The sequence below is a fragment of the Stenotrophomonas sp. 85239_Sma genome, assembly GCF_056481725.1.
The window spans coordinates 3,796,631-3,816,112 of record NZ_CM151163.1; the positions used below are offsets into that span (position 1 = coordinate 3,796,631).

Genomic DNA, 19,482 nt, shown 5'->3' on the forward strand with positions numbered 1-19,482 from the left:
GCTGTTGCTGTTGATCTTCTTCTTTCTCTTCCTGCGGTGATGGCCACGGAAACTGTCAGGGGCCGGGCGGGTGGGCTGGGCGGGGGTGTCCGCGGCATGGATGCCGCGGCCAAGCCTCCAGGGACGGATTCACGGCGCCCCCCGACCAGCCCACCCGCCCGGCCCAATCACATGATCCCGCTTCCACGAACCACCACCGCAGAGGGGGCTGCGCCCGGCGGCCGGGAAACCTCAATACCCCGCCGCCTGCCCATCCTTGCGGCTCTCCGAGGCACCGTAGTAAACCCCGGTGTCGGGATCACGCATGATCGCCTGGTACCCGCCATAGGGACCATCGGCAAACACGATGCGATGCCCCTTGCGCATCAGCGCACGCACTGTTTCATACGGGAACCCGGTTTCCAGATTCACCTCGCCGCCATCGGACATTGCCGTAGCCTGCCCGGTCGGTTCGGTCGAGCCTTCGTGCTGGATGCGCGGCGCATCACCGGCTTCCTGCAGATTCATCCCGAAGTCCACCAGGTTCATCACGATCTGCGCATGACCCTGCGGCTGCATCGCGCCGCCCATCACCCCGAAGCTGGCATACGGCTTGCCACCCTTGGTGATGAAGGCCGGGATGATGGTCTGGAACGGCCGCTTGCCCGGTGCGTAGCCGTTGGGATGGTTCTTCTGCAGCACGAACATCTCGCCACGATCCTGCAGGATGAAGCCCAGCCCCGGCGGCGCCATGCCACTGCCCATGCCGCGGTAGTTGGACTGGATCAGTGACACCATCATGCCGTCGGCGTCGGCCACGGTCATGTAGATCGTGTCGCCCTCTTCCAGCTGCTTCGGCGTTCCCGGCTGCACTTCCTTCAGCGCTTTGTCCATCGAGATCAGCGCGCGGCGCTGTGCGGCGTATTCCTTGGAGATCAGCTTCTGCACCGGCGCCGGCTGGAACGCCATGTCGGCATAGAAGCGCGCACGGTCGGCAAAGGCCAGCTTCTTCGCTTCAACGAACAGGTGCACGTGCTCCGGTGAACCGAACGGGATCTTGGAGAAGTCGTAGCCCTCCAGCACGTTGAGGATCTGCAGCGCAGCGATGCCCTGGCTGTTCGGTGGCAGTTCCCATACGTCGTAGCCACGGTAGTTGCTGCTGACCGGTTCGACCCACTCACCGTGGTGGTCGGCCATGTCCTGGTAGCTCAGGTAGCCACCGTTGGCCTTGAAGTAGTCGCCGATGGTGCGGGCGATATCGCCCTTGTAGAAGGCGTCGCGTCCTCCGTCCGCGATCTTCTGCAGCGTGCTGGCCAGGTTCGGGTTCTTCCACATCTCGCCCTTGCGCGGGGCGTGGCCGTTGATCGTGAACTGCTCCTTGAAGCCCGGGTACTGCGACAGTTTGGGCACCGAGCGGTCCCAGTAGTAGGCGATCACCTCGGCCACCGGGTGGCCCTCGCGGGCATAGCGGATGGCCGGCGCCAGGTTGTCCGCCATCGGCTTGCGGCCGAAGCGGTCGTGCAGCGCGAACCAGCCATCGACCGCGCCGGGCACGGACACCGGCAGCGGGCCGGTAGCCGGGATGTCCTTCAGGCCACGACGCTGGAACTCGGCCAGGGTCAGCGACTTCGGCGAGCGGCCCGAGCCGTTGTAGCCATAGAGCTTCTGCGTCTTCGGGTCCCAGACGATGGCGAACAGGTCACCACCGATGCCGTTGCCGGTGGGCTCCATCAGGCCGAGCGCGGCGTTGGCGGCAATCGCCGCGTCCACCGCCGAGCCACCGCCCTTCATCACGTCCAGCGCGATCTGGGTGGCCAGTGGCTGCGAGGTGGCGGCCATCGCATGCGGGGCGATCACCTCCGAACGGGTGGCGAAGGTGTGACCGGTGATGCGGTCGGCGGCAAAGGACAGCGCGGGCACGGCAGCCAGCACGGCGGCGGCGAGCAGGGAACGGGCAAGGCGTCGGGACACGGTCGGGTTCCGATGGAAGGGTGGTTCCCCGATCTTCGCCGCTGCAGCCTTCACGCGGTATCGGGCAGAGGTCATGGGCGTTGATCCTGGGGTGGGTGCGGAACACGGTCCGCCCCACCAAGGCCAAAATCCGCCGGATTCCGCGCAAAAGCGGCCCTGAAAGGAGTGAATTCGGGTTCACCGAATCACTTTCAGCGGCAACCATCCTTGTGCCACAAGCGATTGCGCTGGATGCAGCGGAAACCGATAAAAAATCCGTCGCGAGGGTTGACATCGCCGAAACGGCTGTGTTTCTCTCGATCACATGCTGCAACACAACACGCCACCGCGAACCCACATCGAAGCCGCCGACACCGGCGCCGCATCGCTGCGTTCGATTCTTGTGCTCGTACTTATTACCCAACCCACAGGTGCGGGACGAGCCAGCGTGTAAGCAACAAACACACCGGAACTCTTCAAAAACCCGCACCCGCCCCGGTGCGGGTTTTTTCATTCCAGAACCTGGTTTCAGACGCAACCACCATGCACAACGCCCAACGCAACACCCGGACCCACACCACCACGACGCCTCGTGGTGGCTGTGCCTGTGCGATGCATGGCGCCTCCTCCACCGCTTTCCCCTGACCGGCCGGCACGTCACTTCGACGACCGGCCGTTCTTTTTTCTTCCCACCGCAAGGAACCTCCCCCATGAGCACCAACGACCTGCCCCAGACCAAGATCGCCGTCATCGGCTACGGCAGCCAGGGCCGCGCCCACGCACTGAACCTGCGCGAATCCGGCTTCGACGTGGTGGTAGGCCTGCGTCCGGGCGGCCCGACCGAGGTCAAGGCACAGGCCGATGGCTTCACCGTGAAAGCACCGGCCGACGCAGTGAAGGATGCGGACCTGGTTGCCGTGCTGACGCCGGACATGGTGCAGAAGAAGCTCTACGACGACGTGCTGGCTGCGAACATGAAACAGGGTGCGGTGCTGTTGTTCGCGCACGGCCTGAACGTGCACTTCGACATGATCAAGCCGCGCGAGGACCTGGACGTGGTGCTGGTCGCGCCCAAGGGACCGGGTGCGCTGGTGCGCCGCGAGTATGAAATCGGCCGTGGCGTGCCGTGCATCTGGGCGGTCTACCAGGACAAGAGCGGCAAGGCGGCCGAGTACGCCCTGGCCTATGCGGCCGGCCTCGGCGGTGCACGCGCCAACCTGATCCAGACGACCTTCAAGGAAGAGACCGAGACCGATCTGTTCGGCGAGCAGGCGGTGCTGTGCGGCGGTGCCTCGGCACTGGTGCAGGCCGGTTTCGAAACCCTGGTTGAAGCCGGCTACCAGCCGGAAATCGCCTACTACGAAGTGCTGCACGAACTGAAGCTGATCGTCGACCTGTTCTACGAAGGCGGCATCTCGCGCATGCTGGAGTTCATCTCCGAAACCGCGCAGTACGGCGACTACGTCAGTGGCCCGCGGGTGATCGACGCCGGCACCAAGGCGCGCATGAAGGAGGTCCTGAAGGACATCCAGGACGGCACCTTCACCAAGAACTGGGTGGCCGAGTACGAAGCGGGCCTGCCGAACTACAACAGGTTCAAGCAGGCCGACCTGGAGCACCCGATCGAAAAGGTGGGCAAGGAACTGCGCGCCAAGATGGTCTGGTTGCAAGGACAGGCAGCGTAACCGCGCGGCCCTCCCCCACCCGCTTTGCAAGGTTCCCCCATGAACTCTTCCACACATCGCAGCGCGCCGCCCAACGGCGCGCGCTGGCTGACCCAGGCGCTGGAGGCCGAGGGCGTCCACACGCTGTTCGGCTATCCCGGCGGCACCATCATGCCGTTCTACGACGCGCTGGTGGATTCGTCGCTGAAGCACGTCCTGGTGCGCCATGAGCAGGGCGCTGCGCTGGCTGCCAATGGTTTTGCCCGCGCCAGCAACCAGGTGGGCGTCTGCGTGGCCACCTCCGGTCCGGGCGCCTCCAACCTGGTCACCGGCATCGCCGACGCGATGCTGGATTCGGTGCCGATGGTCTGCATCACCGGCCAGGTCGCCACGCCGCTGCTGGGCACCGACGCCTTCCAGGAGCTGGATGTGTTCGGCCTGACGTTGCCGATCGTCAAGCACAGCTGGCTGGTGCGCAGCGTCGACGACCTGCCGCGCGTGGTCGCCGATGCCTTCCGCATCGCCCGCGAAGGCCGGCCCGGCCCGGTGCTGATCGACCTGCCCAAGGACGTGCAGCTGGCCGATGCCAGCCATCTGCCGGCGCACGTGCCGAGCAGCGTCGAGCCGCCGCCGGCCCCGGCCGAAGCTGCCATCGCCGAGGCCATCGCCGCATTGGCGGCCGCCGAAAAGCCGGTGGTCTACGCCGGTGGTGGCATCGCGCTGGGCGATGCGGTGCAGGACCTGCGCGACTTCGTCGAGGCCAGCGCCATCCCCACCGTGATGACCCTGCGCGGGCTGGGCGCACTGCCGGCCAACCACCCGCAGTCGCTGGGCATGCTGGGCATGCATGGCACCCCCGCGGCCAACATGGCGGTGCAGGAAAGCGACCTGCTGCTGGTGCTGGGCGCGCGCTTCGATGACCGCGCCACCGGCAAGCTGGCCGAGTTCGCACCGTTCGCCCGTGTCGTCCACATCGATGCCGACGCCTACGAGATCTCCAAGCTGCGCAGCGCCGATGTCGCCGTGCCCGGCAATGTCGGCCATGCCATCCGCGCCCTGCGTGCGGCCTTCCCCTCCCCCAAGGCCCACCAGGACGCATGGCGCAAGCGCTGTGCACAGCATCGCGATCGTTTCGCTGCGCGTTATGACGCGCCCGGCCAGCACATCTACGCACCGGCCATGCTGAAGCGCCTGAGCGAGCTGGCGCCGGCCGATGCGGTGATCGCCTGCGATGTCGGCCAGCACCAGATGTGGGTGGCGCAGCACTGCCGCTTCAACCACCCGCGCAACCACCTGACCAGCGGCGCCCTGGGCACCATGGGCTTCGGCCTGCCGGCTGCGATGGGTGCGCAGTTCGCCTGCCCCGATCGCACCGTGGTGCTGGTGTCCGGCGACGGCAGCTTCATGATGAACGTGCAGGAGCTGGCCACCATCGCCCGCTGCCGCCTGCCGGTGAAGATCGTGCTGCTGGACAACAGTTCGCTGGGCATGGTGCGGCAGTGGCAGGAGCTGTTCTTCGCCGAGCGTTACAGCGAGATCGACCTGTCCGACAACCCGGACTTCGTGGCGTTGGCGCAGGTGTTCGGCATTGCCGCGACCCGCATCGACGCGCGTGATGACGTCGAGGGTGGGCTGGCCGCGCTGCTGGCCGAGCCCGGCCCCGCGCTGCTGCATGTGGCCATCGACGCACGCGCCAACGTGTGGCCGCTGGTGCCGCCGAACACCGCCAACAGCACGATGCTGGAAAGCAATCCCGCCCACGCCCGCCAGGAGACCCCCAATGCAATACCGGCTTGACCTGGTGCTGCACCCGGCCGAAGGCGCGCTGCTGCGCGTGATCGGCATGGCCGAACGCCGTGGCTTCGCGCCGCGTGCGATCACCGGTGCGCCGATGGCCGCCGACGATGGCCGCTGGCACCTGCAGCTGGTGGTGGATGGACAGCGTCCGCCGGAGACCCTGTGCCGGCAGATGGAGAAGATCTACGACTGCGTGTCCGTGCAGGTCACCGCCGTGGAAGGAGCATCCGTATGAACACCCGTACCGTAGCGAGCACGGTGCCGGTACGGAGGCGTCTTCTTCGCCGCCCGTGCCCGCATGCGGCGGTCGCCTGCACCGCGCTGGTGGCCCATGCCGGCCGCTGATGCCAGCCAGGAAAGCGATGTCGGCGACGTAAGCGTCGCCGACGTACTGGCGGCGCAGGCCCGGCTGCGCCGCTTCCTGCCGCACACCCCGCTGCACCATGCCGAGCGCTTCGGCACCTGGCTGAAACTGGAGAACCTGCAGCGCACCGGGTCCTACAAAGTGCGCGGCGCGTTGAACGCGCTGCTGGCCGGCCGCGAGCGCGGCGATACCCGGCCGGTGATCTGTGCCTCGGCCGGCAACCACGCCCAGGGCGTGGCGTGGGCCGCCTACCGCCTGGACGTGCCGGCCATCACCGTGATGCCGCATGGCGCACCGGCCACCAAGATCGCCGGCGTCGCCCATTGGGGCGCGACCGTGCGCCAGCACGGCAACAGCTATGACGAGGCCTACGCCTTCGCGGTCGATCTGGCACAACGCCACGGCTACCGCTTCCTGTCCGCGTTCGACGATGCCGACGTGATCGCCGGCCAGGGCACGGTCGGCATCGAGCTGGCCGCACACGCGCCGGACGTGGTGATCGTTCCGATCGGCGGCGGTGGGCTGGCGTCCGGCGTTGCACTGGCACTGAAATCGCAGGGCGTGCGCGTGGTCGGCGCGCAGGTGGAGGGCGTCGACTCGATGGCGCGTGCGATCCGTGGCGACGTGCGCGAGATCGCCCCCGTCGCGTCGCTGGCCGATGGCGTCCGGGTGAAGATTCCCGGCTTCCTGACCCGCCGCCTGTGCACCTCGCTGCTGGACGACGTGGTGATTGTGCGCGAGGCCGAACTGCGCGAAACCCTGGTCCGGCTGGCGCTGGAGGAACACATCATCGCCGAGGGCGCGGGCGCGTTGGCGCTGGCCGCTGGCCGCCGCGTCGCCGGCCGTCGCAAGTGCGCAGTGGTCTCCGGCGGCAACATCGATGCCGGCGTTCTGGCCGGCCTGCTCACCGACATCCGCCCGCGCCCGCCACGCAAACCACGCCGACGGCGCAGTGAAACCCCGCGCTCGCCCGGCAGGGCCAGCGCTTCCGCATCTCCCACCTCTTCCCCTTCCCCCCTGCAAGCCGTCGCACCCGCTGTCGAGGAGATTTCCCTGTGACCACCATCGAACGAATTACCACCCCGCGCATCCGCATCTTCGACACCACCCTGCGTGACGGCGAGCAGTCCCCCGGCTGCAGCATGAGCCCACCGCAGAAGCTGGTGATGGCGCGTGCGCTGGATGAACTGGGCGTGGACATCATCGAGACCGGCTTCCCAGCCAGCTCGCAGTCCGACCGCGAGGCGATGGCGCTGATCGGCCGCGAACTGCGCCGCCCCAGCCTGAGCCTGGCGGTGCTGTCGCGCTGCCTGCAGGCCGACATCGAGACCTCGGCACGTGCCCTGGAGGCCGCCGCCAACCCGCGCCTGCACGTGTTCCTGTCGACCAGCCCGTTGCACCGCGAGCACAAGCTGCGCATGACCCGCGAGCAGGTACTGGAGTCGGTACGCAAGCACGTCTCGCTGGCCCGGTCCTACATCGACGATGTCGAGTTCTCGGCCGAGGATGCCACCCGTACCGAACTGGACTACCTGATCGAGGTCTCGCGCGTGGCGATCGCCGCTGGCGCCACCACCATCAACCTGCCCGACACCGTCGGCTTCACTACGCCGGAAGAAATCCGCGCGATGTTCCAGCAGGTCATCGCCGGTGTCGCCGACGTGCCGAATGCCGCCAACGTGATCTTCAGTGCGCATTGCCACAACGACCTGGGCCTGGCCGTGGCCAACTCGCTGGCCGCCGTCGAAGGCGGCGCCCGGCAGGTCGAGTGCACCATCAACGGCATCGGCGAGCGCGCCGGCAACTGCTCGCTGGAAGAAATCGCAATGGTGCTGAAGGTGCGCCAGGCCTTCTACGAGCAGGACAGCTCGATCAATACCCCGCGCATCGTCGGCACCTCGCAGCTGCTGCAGCGCCTGGTCGGCATGCCGGTACAGCGCAACAAGGCCATCGTCGGCGCCAATGCCTTTGCCCACGAATCGGGCATCCACCAGCACGGCATGCTGCGCCATCGCGGCACCTACGAAATCATGCGGCCGGAAGACGTGGGCTGGGAGGATTCACAGATGGTGCTGGGCCGCCACAGTGGCCGCGCCGCCGTCGAAGCGCGCCTGCGTGCGCTGGGCTTCTGGCTGGACGAAGACGAACTGAAGCTGGTGTTCGAGCAGTTCAAGGGGCTGTGCGAGCAGCAGCGCGTGGTCACCGATGCCGACCTGCAGACGCTGATGCAGGGCGGCTCCAACGCGCAGGGCTACCGCCTGGCGTCGATGACCATCAGCGACGTCGGCAGCCGCGCCAATGCGTTGGTCGAACTGTCCGATCCGGACGGCAACCGCGTGGCCGAGACCGCACAGGGCGACGGCCCGGTCGATGCGCTGTTCGGCGCACTGTCGGCTGCCACCGGCGTGCAGCTGATGCTGGACAGCTACCACGTACACAGCGTCGGCATCGGCGCCGATGCGCGCGGCGAGGCCAACCTGAGCGTGCGCCACGAAGGCGTGGAGTACGACGGTACCGGTACCAGCAAGGACATCATTGAAGCCTCCGCACTGGCCTGGCTGGATGTGGCCAACCGCCTGCTGCGCCAGCGCCAGGCTACCGCCCCCAGCAGCGCCGACGTTCCCACCCCCGCCACCGCCTGAGGAACCCGAGATGAGCGCCTTCGACACCCCCACCCCGGCCAGCGCCGCTGGCCAGCAGTGGAACGCCCAGGACTATGCGATCGACGCCGGCTTCGTGCCGCTGCTCGGCGGCGCGGTATCGCGCCTGCTCGACCCGCGCGCCGGTGAACGCATCCTCGACCTGGGCTGTGGCGATGGCATGCTCAGCACCGAACTGGCGCTCAGTGGCGCACACATCCGCGGCGTGGATGCGTCGCCTGAACTGGTGATCGCCGCGCGTGCGCGCGGTGTCGATGCGCAGGTGATGGATGGCCACGCACTGACCTTCGACAACGCATTCGATGCGGTGTTCAGCAACGCCGCACTGCACTGGATGGCCAACCCCGATCAGGTGCTGGAAGGCGTGCGCCGCGCCCTGCGCCCTGGCGGCCGCTTCGTCGCCGAGTTCGGCGGCCATGGCAACGTGGCCACCATCGTCGCGGCGGTGCAGGCCGCGCGCGTGGCCCACGGCCATGGTGCCAGCGCCTTCCAGTGGTACTTCCCCACAGCCGATGCCTACGCCGATCGCCTGCGCCAGCATGGCTTCCAGGTGCAGCTGATCGAGTGCACGCCGCGCCCGACCGCACTGCCGACCGGCGTGGCCGGCTGGCTGCGGGTGTTCGCCGCACCGCTGCTGGACGACCTGCCCGCCGAGGCACGCGCGACCGTGCGCGAGGCCGCCACCGCGCTGCTGGCCGACCTGCCGCGCAACGCCGCCGGCCAGCCGCTGGCCGACTACGTGCGGCTGCGGGTACTTGCCCGTCGCCGCTGACATGATCCATTCGTCAACTTTTCCGATGTCCGCAACTTCGTACTTCTGCCAGGCATACGCATGACCTCCGCACCCCGCACCCTGTACGACAAACTGTGGGACGCCCACGTGGTTGTCCCTGAATCCGACAGCGCGCCCGCCGTGCTGTACATCGACCTGCACCTGATCCACGAGGTGACCTCGCCGCAGGCGTTCACCGAACTGCGCCAACGCGGCCTGTCACCGCGCCGGCCGGACCGTACCAAGGCAACGATGGACCACTCCACGCCAACCCTGCCGGCCGCCGCCGACGGCACGCTGCCCTACGCCAGCGCCGCCTCCGAAGCCCAGGTCGCCACGCTGGCGCGCAACTGCGCCGAGCACGGCATCGAGTTGTTCGACATGGCCTCGGACAACCGCGGCATCGTCCACGTGATCGCCCCGGAACAGGGGTTCACCCAGCCCGGCATGACCATCGTGTGCGGCGACAGCCACACCTCCACCCATGGTGCGTTCGGCTCGCTGGCCTTCGGCATCGGCACCAGCGAGGTCGGCCACGTGCTGGCCACGCAGTGCCTGCTGCAGCGCAAGGCCAAGACCCTGGCAATCACCGTCGATGGCGTCCTGGCGCCGGGCGTCGGTGCCAAGGATGTGGTGCTGCACATCATCGGCGTGATCGGCGTCAACGGTGGCACCGGCCACGTGATCGAGTTCCGTGGCAGCACCATCGAAGCGATGGACATGGAACAGCGCATGACCCTGTGCAACATGTCGATCGAGGCCGGCGCACGCGCCGGCATGGTGGCGCCGGACCAGGTCACCTTCGACTTCGTCGCCGCGACCCCGCGTGGTCCCAAGGGCGCCGACTTCGACGCTGCCGTGGCACGCTGGCAGCAGCTGCGCAGCGATGAAGGCGCACGCTTCGACAACGAGGTGCACATCGACGCCGCCGATATCCGCCCCACCCTGACCTGGGGCACCCACCCGGGCACCGCCATCGCGGTGGATGCGCCGATTCCAGCGGCCAATGATGCCGCCGCACAGAAGGGCCTGGACTACATGCACTTCCAGGCCGGCAAGGCGCTGGCGGGTACGCCGGTGGATGTGGTGTTCGTCGGTTCGTGCACCAATGGCCGCCTGAGCGACATGCGCGAAGTGGCGCAGGTCCTGCGCGGTCGCCGCGTCGCCGAGCGGGTGCGCATGCTGGTGGTGCCGGGCTCGGAAATCGTCAAGCGCGAGGCCGAGGCCGAAGGTATCCATGAGATCGTGCGCGCGGCCGGTGCCGAATGGCGCGAGCCGGGCTGTTCGATGTGCATCGCCATGAACGGCGATCTGGTCGCACCCGGCCAGCTGGCCGTGAGCACCAGCAACCGCAACTTCGAGGGCCGCCAGGGTCCCGGTTCGCGCACGCTGCTGGCCTCGCCGATGAGCGCCGCGTGGGCCGCAGTGAACGGGCACGTTGCCGATACCCGCGACCTGTTCGCACAGGAGGTGGCGTGATGGCCGGTTTCCGTACCCTGACCTCGGCCAGCGTGGTGCTGCGCCAGACCAACATCGATACCGACCAGATCATCCCGGCCCGGTTCCTGTCCACCACCGAACGCGCCGGCCTCGGCCGCAACGCGTTCAATGACTGGCGCTGGCAGGCCGACGGCGCACCAGTAGCCGACTTCGCCTTCAACCAGCCGCACAACACTGGCCGCAGCATCCTGCTGGCCGGCCGCAACTTCGGCTGCGGCTCGTCGCGCGAACACGCGCCCTGGGCACTGACCGACCTGGGCCTGCGCGCCATCGTCAGCAGCGAGATCGCCGACATTTTCCGCGGCAACGCGTTGAAGAACGGCCTGCTGCCGATCGTGCTGGACGAAGCCGACGTGCAGGCGCTGATGCAGCGCCCGGACGACGAGCTGACCATCGACGTGGCCTCGCGCGAATTGCGCACGCCGGATGGCCGCGTCTATTCCTTCCCGCTGGATGGCTTCTCGCAGACCTGCCTGCTAGAAGGCGTCGACCAGTTGGGGTATCTGTTGGGCCGTGTCCCTGAAATCGAACGCTACGAGAGTGAGCATGCACGCTGAAATTGTTGTCCTGCCCGGTGATGGCATCGGCCCGGAAGTGGCCGCCGCGGCAGTGGCCGTCCTGAAGGCGGTCGCCGAACGCTTCAACCACACCTTCACCTTCAGCGAGCACGATATCGGTGGCATCGCCATCGACCGCCACGGCGAACCGCTGCCGGCGTCGACCCTGGCGGCCTGCCAGGCCGCGAATGCGGTGCTGCTGGGCGCGGTCGGTGGCCCGAAGTGGTCCGACCCGAACGCCAAGGTGCGCCCGGAACAGGGCCTGCTGGCGATCCGCAAGGCACTGGGCCTGTATGCCAACCTGCGCCCGGTGCGTACCCACGAAGCCGCGCTGCACGCCTCGCCGATCAAGGCCGAGCTGCTGCAGGGGGTGGACTTCGTGGTGGTGCGTGAACTGACCGGCGGCATCTACTTCGGCGACAAGACCCGCGATGCCGACAGCGCCAGCGACCTGTGCCGCTACACCGTGGCCGAGATCGAACGCGTCCTGCGCAGTGCGTTCCGCCTGGCGCAGCAGCGTCGCGGCAAGGTCACCTCGGTGGACAAGGCCAACGTGCTGGAGACCTCGCGACTCTGGCGTGACGTGGCCGCGCGCATCGGTCGCGACGAGTTCCCGGACGTAGCGCTGGAGCACCAGCTGGTCGATTCGATGGCCATGCACCTGCTGGCCAAGCCGCGCGAGTACGACGTGATCGTGACCGAGAACATGTTCGGCGACATCCTCACCGACGAGGCTTCAATGCTGGCCGGTTCGCTGGGCCTGCTGCCGTCGGCATCGCTGGGCGAACCGGGCGCGGTCGGCATCTACGAACCGATCCACGGTTCGGCCCCGGACATCGCCGGCAAGGGCATTGCCAATCCCTACGCGACGATCTTCAGCGCGGCGATGCTGCTGCGCCATTCGCTGGGGCTGGAAGCCGAAGCCGCCGCGGTGGAGGCGGCCGTGCATGCGGTGCTGGACGATGGCGTGTTCACCGCCGACCTGGCCGCCAAGGGCCGGGCAGTGAGCACCGCTGCCGCAACGGATGCGGTGCTGGCGCGCCTGAGCGCGTAATCGCTGTGCAGTAGAGCCACGCGATGCGTGGCCGTTGCCCGGCATTGAACCATGCGCAGCCGCCCGTGGGGTGGCTCTACCGAGGCCTGGTAGAGCCCCTCATGCGTGGCTGCGTTACTTGGTGGTGTAACCCCCATTGACCAGGATGGTCTGCCCGGTCATCCACCAGCCGTCGGTGACCAGGAAGCGGATCCACGGCACGATGTCGGCGATGTCGGTCAGGCCGGTGCGGGTGAACGCGGAAAGCGCCGCTGCGGTCTTGTGATACGCCTGCGCATCGGCACTCTCGGCCGGATAGAAGAATGGCGTATCCATCGGACCCGGGCCGATCGCGGTCACCGAGATGCCACGCTCACCGAACTCCTTCGACGCCGCGCGGGTGAAGTGCTCGACCGGTGCCTTGGTACCGGCGTAGCTGGAATAGAACGGCGTGAACGCGCCCAGCAGCGAGGTGACCAGGGTGCAGATGCGGCCGCCGTCGTTGACGTGGCGGCCGGCCTCCTTGAGGAAGAAGAACGCAGCCTTCGCGTTGACCGCACTCATCTCGTCGTACTCCGCTTCGCTGATCTCCAGCAGTGGCTTCTTCAGCACCTTGCCGACGGTGTTGATTGCGATGTCGGGACGGCCAACCGCAGCCACGGCATCGGCGAACAAGCGCTCCATCGCTGCCGCAGAGGTCAGGTCTCCCTGCAGGGCCACCGCTGTGCTGCCGGCGGCCTGCACGGCGGCGACGGTCGCTTCTGCATCGGCTTGGGTGGCGGCACTGTTGTAGTGGATGACGATGGCCTTGGCACCCTGGCTGGCGAAGTCGCGGGCGATCAGTCCGCCCAGGTTCTTGGCGCCACCGGCGATCAGTACGGTCTTGCCCTTGAGGGAATGGTCGGTCATGGCTTCGGTCTCACGAGGGGGCTGCCCGGGGTGGCAACCCTGCCATGACGACGATATCGTGCAGAAAATGCGGATAAAGCCCGCCACATTGACTTAACTTTCCAGAGTCAGCGAACAATGGATCGGATCGATCGTTTCCGCATCTTCACCCGGGTCGTGGAATGCGCCAGCTTCACCCGCGCCGCCGACCAGCTCGGCCTGCCCCGCTCCACCGTCTCGGCAGCGATTGCGGAGCTGGAGCAGCGGCTCGGTACCCGGCTGCTGCAGCGCTCGACCCGCCGGGTTTCCACCACGCATGACGGCGATGTGTTCCATGCCCGTTGCCTGCGCCTGATTGCCGAAGTTGAAGCGGCCGAATCCCTGTTCCGGCAGGACGACGCGCAGCCGGTGGGCCTGCTAAAGATCGATGTGCCCAGCCGCATCGGCCGTCGCATCCTCGCCCCGGCCCTGCCCGACTTCTTCGCGCGCCATCCACACGTTGAAGTGGACCTGGGCATGACCGACCGCGCGGTGAACCTCATCGAAGACGGCTGCGATGCGGTGCTGCGGGTCGGCCAGCTGGGCGACTCCAGTCTGGTGGCGCGCACGCTGGGCCAGCTCGACTTCGTCAACGTTGCCGCGCCGGCCTACCTACGTGAACACGGTGTGCCGCAGCACCCCGCCAACCTGCAGCAGCACCGCGCGGTGAACTACGCGTCGCCGACCACGGCCCGGGTGGAACCCTGGGAATGGCAGGACGGCGGCCAGCTGCGCACAGTGCCGATGCCCGGCTGGGTACGGGTCAACAGCGCCGAGGCCTCGATCGCCTGCTGCGTGGCCGGGCTGGGGTTGCTGCAGATTCCGCGCTACGACGTGCAGGCCGAACTGAACTCGGGTGCACTGGTGGAGGTGATGCCACAGCATGTCGCACAGCCCTTGCCGGTCACCTTGTTGCAGCCGCATCGGCAACACCGCGCGCCACGCGTGCAGGTGTTCATCGAATGGCTGCTGCCAGTGCTGAAGACTGGCCTGCAGCTGCAGTAGTTCCACGCCGTGCGTGGATGTGCACATCGTGGATGGGGTCAGAGCCCATTCCCAGCGGGAAAGGGACCCGACCCCAGGCGGAAATCCCGGGGCATCACGCCCCGGATTCGTCCGGCTTGACCCGGAACCACGCCGCGTACAGCGCCGGCAGGAACACCAGGGTCAGCACCGTGCCCACGATCAGCCCGCCCATGATCGAGATCGCCATCGAGCCGTAGAACGCACTGCGTGACAGAGGAATCATCGCCAGCACGGCCGCCAGCGCGGTCAGCACGATCGGGCGGAAGCGGCGCACCGTCGCATCGATGATCGAATGCCAGCGGTCATGCCCGGCGTCGATGTCCTGCTGGATCTGGTCGATCAGGATCACCGAGTTGCGCATGATCATGCCGGCCAGCGCGATCGTGCCCAGCAGCGCGACGAAGCCGAACGGCGCGCGGAACAGCAGCAGGAACAGGGTTGCACCGATGATGCCCAACGGCGCGGTCACCAGCACCATCGCCGCACGCGAGAAGCTGCGCAACTGCAGCATCAGCAGCGTGGCCACCACCACCAGGAACAGCGGCATGCCGGCCTTGATCGAGTTCTGGCCGCGCGCCGAATCCTCCACGGTGCCGCCGGTCTCCAGCAGGTAGCCGCTGGGCAGCTCGGCACGGATGCCATCCAGCGTGGGCACGATCTGGTGGACCACGTCCAGCGCCTGCATGCCATCGCTGATGTCGGCCCGCACGGTCACGGTCGGCAACCGGTTGCGGTGCCAGATGATGCCGTCCTCGAAGCCGTACTCCATCGTCGCTACCTGCGACAGCGTGATGCTGCCGCCGTTGGCGGTCGGCATCGACAGGCTGGACAGCAGCTCCAGCTGGTTGCGTTCATCGGCCGGTCCACGCAGCAGCATCTCGATCTGGCGGTTGCCTTCGCGGTACACGCTCACCGACTGGCCGGCGAGCGAACTGGCCAGGAACTGGCTGACCTGGGCACTGCTCACGCCCAGCGCGCGGGCACGCTCCTGGTCGATCACCAGCCGCACCACCTTGCTCGGCTCGCTCCAGTCCAGGTTGACGTTCATCACGTGCGGGTTCTCACGCACCTTGGCCTCGACCAGGCGCGCGATCGCCTGCACCTTCTCGATGTGCTCGCCGGAGATCCGCATCTGCACCGGGTAGCCGACCGGCGGGCCGTTCTCCAGGCGGGTCACGCGCATCTGCACATCCGGGAACTTCGGGATCACCTCGTGCAGCAGCCAGTCGCGGGTGGTTTCGCGCGATTCGATGTCCTTGGCCAGCACCACGAACTGGGCGAAGTTGGTCGCCGGCAGCTGCTGGTCCAGCGGCAGGTAGAAGCGCGGCGAACCGGTACCCACGTAGGACACGTAGTTGGCGATGCCCTCGCGGCTGGACAGCAGCTTTTCCAGCTTCTCGGCCTGGGCCTGGGTCGAGCGCAGCGAGGCACCCTCGGCCAGCTCGATGTCCACCATCAGTTCCGGCCGGGTCGAGTCCGGGAAGAACTGCTGCGGCACGAAGCGGAACATCATCAGCGAGAACACGAACAGCGCGATGGTTGCGGCGATCACCCACCAGCGGCGGCGCAGGCAGGCATCCAGGAAGCGCCGGAAGCTGCGGTAGAACGGGCGCTGGTAGGGATCGTGGTCATGCCCATGCTGCGGCGGCGCGATCAGGTTGGCCAGCGCCGGATAGCGATCGGCCCACTGCCGGCGCTTGGCCAGCCAGCGCGCGGACAGGCTGCCCGGCTTCGGCGGCTGCGGATTGAACAGGTCCGGCAGCATCTTGTCGCCCAGGTATGGGATGAACAGCACCGCGGCAATCCACGACACCACCAGTGCGATGGTCACCACCTGGAACAGTGAACGGGTGTACTCACCCGTGCTCGAGGCGGCCGTGGCGATCGGCAGGAAGCCGGCTGCCGTGATCAATGTACCGGTCAGCATCGGGAACGCGGTGGATTCCCAGGCGAAACTGGCCGCGCGCAGGCGATCGAAGCCCTGCTCCATCTTGGTGGCCATCATCTCCACCGCGATGATCGCATCGTCCACCAGCAGGCCCAGCGCCAGCACCAGCGCGCCCAGCGAGATCTTGTGCAGGCCGATGTCGAAGTAGTGCATGACGAAGAAGGTCATCGCCAGCACCAACGGAATGGTCACGCCCACCACCAGGCCGGTGCGCAGGCCCAGCGAGAAGAAGCTGACCAGCAGCACGATCACCACCGCTTCGGTCAGCACCTGCACGAACTCGCCGACCGACTCCTCCACCGACTGCGGCTGGTCGGACACTTTGCGCAGCTGCATGCCGGCCGGCAGGGTCTTCTGCAGGCGTTCGAATTCGGCATCGAGGTTGGCGCCCAGCTTGAGGATGTCACCGCCATCCTTCATCGCCACCGCCAGGCCGATCGCTTCTTCGCCCATGAATCGCATCTTCGGCGACGCCGGATCGGCGAAGCCACGCTTGACCTCGGCGATGTCGCCCAGGTGCACGGTGCGGTCGCCAGCACGGATCGGGAACTGGCGGATCGCTTCGATGTCGTTGAACTGGCCGGTCACACGCAGCTGTACGCGGTCGGTGGCGGTCTCGAAGAAGCTGGTACCGGTCACTGCATTCTGGTCGGCCAACGCCTGCTGCACCTGCTGCATCGACACACCCAGCGTCGCCAGCCGGGTGTTGGACAGCTCGATCCACACCTTCTCGTCCTGCAGGCCGACCAGGTCGATCTTGCCAACGTCGGGAACGCGCTGCAGTTCCAGCTGGATGCGGTCGGCGTAGTCGCGCATCACCGCGTAGTCGAAGCCCTTGCCGGTCAAGGCATAGATGTTGCCGTAGGTGTCGCCGAACTCATCATTGAAGAACGGGCCGACGATCTCCCGCGGCAGCGTGGGACGGATATCGCCCACGCGCTTGCGTACCTGGTACCACAGGTCCGGGATCTGCCTGGAGCGCAGGCTGTCGCGCGCCATGAAGATGACCTGCGATTCGCCGGGGCGCGAATACGAGCGGATGAACTCGTACTCGCCGGTATTCATCAGTGCCTTCTCGATCGGCTCGGTGACCTGCCGCGAAACCTGTTCGGCGGTGGCGCCCGGCCACAGCGTGCGCACCACCATCGCCTTGAAGGTGAAGGGCGGATCCTCGGACTGGCCCAGATGCTTGTACGACCACGCGCCGATCAGCGCGAAGGCAAGCATCGCAAACAGCACCAACGGGCGGTTGGACAACGCCCACTCGGAAAGATTGAAGCGGCGCACCGGCTTACTCCTTGGCCTTGGCGGCAGCGGTCGGCGTGGCCGGCTTCAGCACCGGGCGGTTCTGGCGGTCCACGGCGATCACCGGCTGGCCGGCCCGCAACAGGTGCCCGCCGGCGGCGACCACCCAGTCAGCGGCGCCCACCCCGGACAGCACCGGCACCGTCTCGCTGCCGTAGGCGCCGGTGGTGACCGCTGCGGCCTTCAGCGTGCTGTTGGCCGGATCGACCACCCATACGCTGGCGGCACCATTGGCGCCGCGCTGCAGCGCGCCGAGCGGCAGCTGCAGGGTGCCGTGGCGGCCAGCGCTGCTGTAGACGCGCGCGCTCTGGCCCAGTTCGACATCGGCCAGCGCATCGGCCGGCAGGCTGACCCGGGTCGCGTAGGTGCGCGCCTGCGGATCGGCGGCGGCCGCGATCTCGCGGATCGTGCCCGGCAGGCGCTGGCCGGGGCGGTTCCACAGCTCCACCTCGACCGGCTGGCCCACCGCATAGTCGCGGATGGTGCCCTCGGGCAGGTCGATCAGCACTTCGCGCGCACCATCGGCGGCCAGGTTGAAGATGGTCTGGCCGGCCGACACCACCTGCCCGGCTTCGGCCTCGCGGCTGGCGATCACGCCATCGGCCGGCGCGCGCAGCTGCGCGTAGTCGGCCTGGTTGCGCAGCACATCGAGGTTGGCGCGAGCGGCATTGGCCTGCCCCTGCGCGGCCTTGAAGGCGGCGGACTGCTGGTCCAGCTGCGAGCGGCTGACCAGTTGCTGGTCGGCCAGCACCTGGTAGCGCTTGAGGTCATCGCGGGCACGCACCAGATCGGCCTCCGCCGCAGCCAGCTGCGCCTGCGAGGCACGGGCCTGCAGTGCGAAGTCGGCTACGTCCAGCTCGGCCAGCACGTCGCCCTTCTTCACCCGTTGCCCTGCATCGACGTGGCGCTTGACCAGGTTGCCGCCGACGCGGAACGACAGCGGACTTTCCTGTCGTGCGCGCACCGTGCCCGGGAACGCCGCCGGCGCTTGCCCGGCCTGCTCGCCGGGGTGAACCACCAGCACCGGTACGGCCGCCTGTGGCGCCTGCTCCTGTCCCGAACAGGCTGCCAGCGCAGCCATCCACACCATACCGCCCATCCAGCGCACGATCTTCATCGGTCAACGTCCTGAAAACGCAGGGTTGCAACTAAGGGGGAGCCGGGACTGCCGGCCCAATTTAATAAACCGGCCGGTATAGTATAAATATCGAACCGCTTGGTCTAGTATTGTCGCGATGAGTTCTCACACTTCCCGCAAGCCGTCGGCCAAGCCCGCTGCCAAGGCCGCCGGACCCGGGCGCCCCAAGGACCTCGGCAAGCGCGCGGCGATCCTTGAAGCAGCCAAGGCACTGTTCATCGAACAGGGCTATACCGGCGTGAGCATGGACACCATCGCCGCTCAGGCCGGCGTCTCGAAGCTGACTGTGTACAGCCACTTCGGTGACAAGGAGACGCTGTTCTCCGAAGCCGTGCAGTCAAAGTGCATCGAAATGCTGCCGGACGCGCTGTTCGTGGCCGACGCTGACGGCCCACTGCGCGACCAGCTGATCGGTATCGGCCTGGCCTTCTTCGAGTTGATCACCTCCGACGCGGCGATCTCGATCCAGCGCATGATGATGGCGCCGGAGACCGATGAGCGCCTGCGCGAGCTGTTCTGGCAGGCCGGCCCGGAGCGTACCTGCGAGGCGTTGGCCGATTTCCTGCGCGCGCGCGGTCAGCGCGGCGAACTGGACATCGCCGACTATTACCTGGCTGGCCAGCAGTTCCTGACCCTGGTCAAGGGCGAAGTGCACATGCATATGATGTGCGGCATGCCACTGTCACCGGTGGAGTGCGACCCTCTTGTCCATGTCACCGCCAGCATCGACTTCTTCCTGCGCGCCTATGCGCCGCGAGGGGCCGGAACCGGCTGAAACGGCAAACCTGAATGAACCGGAGGTCGCGATGACTTCCGGCACTGCGACCCCGGCCCCCCGGCAGCTGATGCTCTGGGCGCGCCG

General features: G+C 67.4%; 15 protein-coding genes. 11 read left to right on the plus strand and 4 right to left on the minus strand.

The window, feature by feature from the left end; translation table 11 throughout:
- Window positions 1-231 precede the first annotated feature (231 nt).
- Complete coding sequence (ggt, locus tag ACYKG1_RS17645; protein ID WP_478471023.1) at window positions 232-2,025, minus strand: gamma-glutamyltransferase; 1,794 nt, start codon at window positions 2,023-2,025, stop codon at window positions 232-234.
- 614 nt (window positions 2,026-2,639) lie between these two features.
- On the opposite strand from ggt, the gene ilvC reads away from it, so the two are divergent.
- From ilvC to leuB, 9 genes are all read left to right on the plus strand, one after another.
- Window positions 2,640-3,614, plus strand: a complete 975-nt coding sequence (ilvC, locus tag ACYKG1_RS17650; RefSeq protein ID WP_014038401.1) for a ketol-acid reductoisomerase — start codon at window positions 2,640-2,642, stop codon at window positions 3,612-3,614.
- Window positions 3,615-3,653: 39 nt separating this feature from the next.
- A complete protein-coding gene (gene ilvG / locus ACYKG1_RS17655) occupies window positions 3,654-5,390 on the plus strand; it encodes an acetolactate synthase 2 catalytic subunit (RefSeq protein WP_478471024.1) in 1,737 nt (578 codons plus the stop codon).
- Entirely contained in the window at window positions 5,374-5,625 is a 252-nt protein-coding gene (locus tag ACYKG1_RS17660; protein ID WP_100473848.1) for an ACT domain-containing protein, read from the plus strand. Before ilvG ends, ACYKG1_RS17660 begins: the two co-directional genes overlap by 17 nt.
- Before the next feature lie 96 nt (window positions 5,626-5,721).
- Window positions 5,722-6,813 carry a threonine dehydratase gene (locus tag ACYKG1_RS17665; protein WP_262227676.1) on the plus strand — a complete coding sequence of 364 codons (1,092 nt, stop codon included), beginning with the start codon at window positions 5,722-5,724 and terminating at the stop codon, window positions 6,811-6,813.
- Window positions 6,810-8,396 carry a 2-isopropylmalate synthase gene (locus ACYKG1_RS17670; RefSeq protein WP_262083714.1) on the plus strand — a complete coding sequence of 529 codons (1,587 nt, stop codon included), beginning with the start codon at window positions 6,810-6,812 and terminating at the stop codon, window positions 8,394-8,396. The genes ACYKG1_RS17665 and ACYKG1_RS17670 overlap by 4 nt, the downstream gene beginning before the upstream one ends.
- Before the next feature lie 10 nt (window positions 8,397-8,406).
- Window positions 8,407-9,186, plus strand: a complete 780-nt coding sequence (locus ACYKG1_RS17675) for a class I SAM-dependent methyltransferase (RefSeq protein ID WP_262083713.1) — start codon at window positions 8,407-8,409, stop codon at window positions 9,184-9,186.
- Between the two features lie 60 nt (window positions 9,187-9,246).
- Window positions 9,247-10,665 carry a 3-isopropylmalate dehydratase large subunit gene (gene leuC / locus ACYKG1_RS17680; protein ID WP_100473852.1) on the plus strand — a complete coding sequence of 473 codons (1,419 nt, stop codon included), beginning with the start codon at window positions 9,247-9,249 and terminating at the stop codon, window positions 10,663-10,665.
- The gene (leuD, locus tag ACYKG1_RS17685; RefSeq protein ID WP_262227679.1) at window positions 10,665-11,243 is read left to right on the plus strand and encodes a 3-isopropylmalate dehydratase small subunit; all 579 of its coding nucleotides are present in this window, start codon (window positions 10,665-10,667) and stop codon (window positions 11,241-11,243) included. The genes leuC and leuD overlap by 1 nt, the downstream gene beginning before the upstream one ends.
- Window positions 11,233-12,297 carry a 3-isopropylmalate dehydrogenase gene (gene leuB, locus ACYKG1_RS17690; protein WP_478471025.1) on the plus strand — a complete coding sequence of 355 codons (1,065 nt, stop codon included), beginning with the start codon at window positions 11,233-11,235 and terminating at the stop codon, window positions 12,295-12,297. The genes leuD and leuB overlap by 11 nt, the downstream gene beginning before the upstream one ends.
- A 114-nt stretch (window positions 12,298-12,411) precedes the next feature.
- Here the strand turns inward: leuB and ACYKG1_RS17695 are convergent, their stop codons facing one another.
- The gene (locus tag ACYKG1_RS17695) at window positions 12,412-13,185 is read right to left on the minus strand and encodes an SDR family oxidoreductase (protein WP_100473855.1); all 774 of its coding nucleotides are present in this window, start codon (window positions 13,183-13,185) and stop codon (window positions 12,412-12,414) included.
- Between the two features lie 117 nt (window positions 13,186-13,302).
- Here ACYKG1_RS17695 and ACYKG1_RS17700 point away from each other — a divergent pair, with 117 nt between their 5' ends.
- Window positions 13,303-14,208, plus strand: a complete 906-nt coding sequence (locus ACYKG1_RS17700) for a LysR family transcriptional regulator (RefSeq protein ID WP_100473856.1) — start codon at window positions 13,303-13,305, stop codon at window positions 14,206-14,208.
- Between the two features lie 94 nt (window positions 14,209-14,302).
- Here the strand turns inward: ACYKG1_RS17700 and ACYKG1_RS17705 are convergent, their stop codons facing one another.
- Complete coding sequence (locus ACYKG1_RS17705) at window positions 14,303-17,464, minus strand: efflux RND transporter permease subunit (RefSeq protein WP_478471026.1); 3,162 nt, start codon at window positions 17,462-17,464, stop codon at window positions 14,303-14,305.
- Window positions 17,465-17,468: 4 nt separating this feature from the next.
- Window positions 17,469-18,599 (minus strand): efflux RND transporter periplasmic adaptor subunit, encoded by a 1,131-nt coding sequence (locus ACYKG1_RS17710; RefSeq protein ID WP_478471027.1) that lies wholly within the window; start codon window positions 18,597-18,599, stop codon window positions 17,469-17,471.
- A gap of 118 nt (window positions 18,600-18,717) precedes the next feature.
- Between ACYKG1_RS17710 and ACYKG1_RS17715 the strand changes: the two genes are divergently transcribed.
- Window positions 18,718-19,395 carry a TetR/AcrR family transcriptional regulator gene (locus ACYKG1_RS17715; protein WP_262083709.1) on the plus strand — a complete coding sequence of 226 codons (678 nt, stop codon included), beginning with the start codon at window positions 18,718-18,720 and terminating at the stop codon, window positions 19,393-19,395.
- Window positions 19,396-19,482 lie beyond the last annotated feature (87 nt).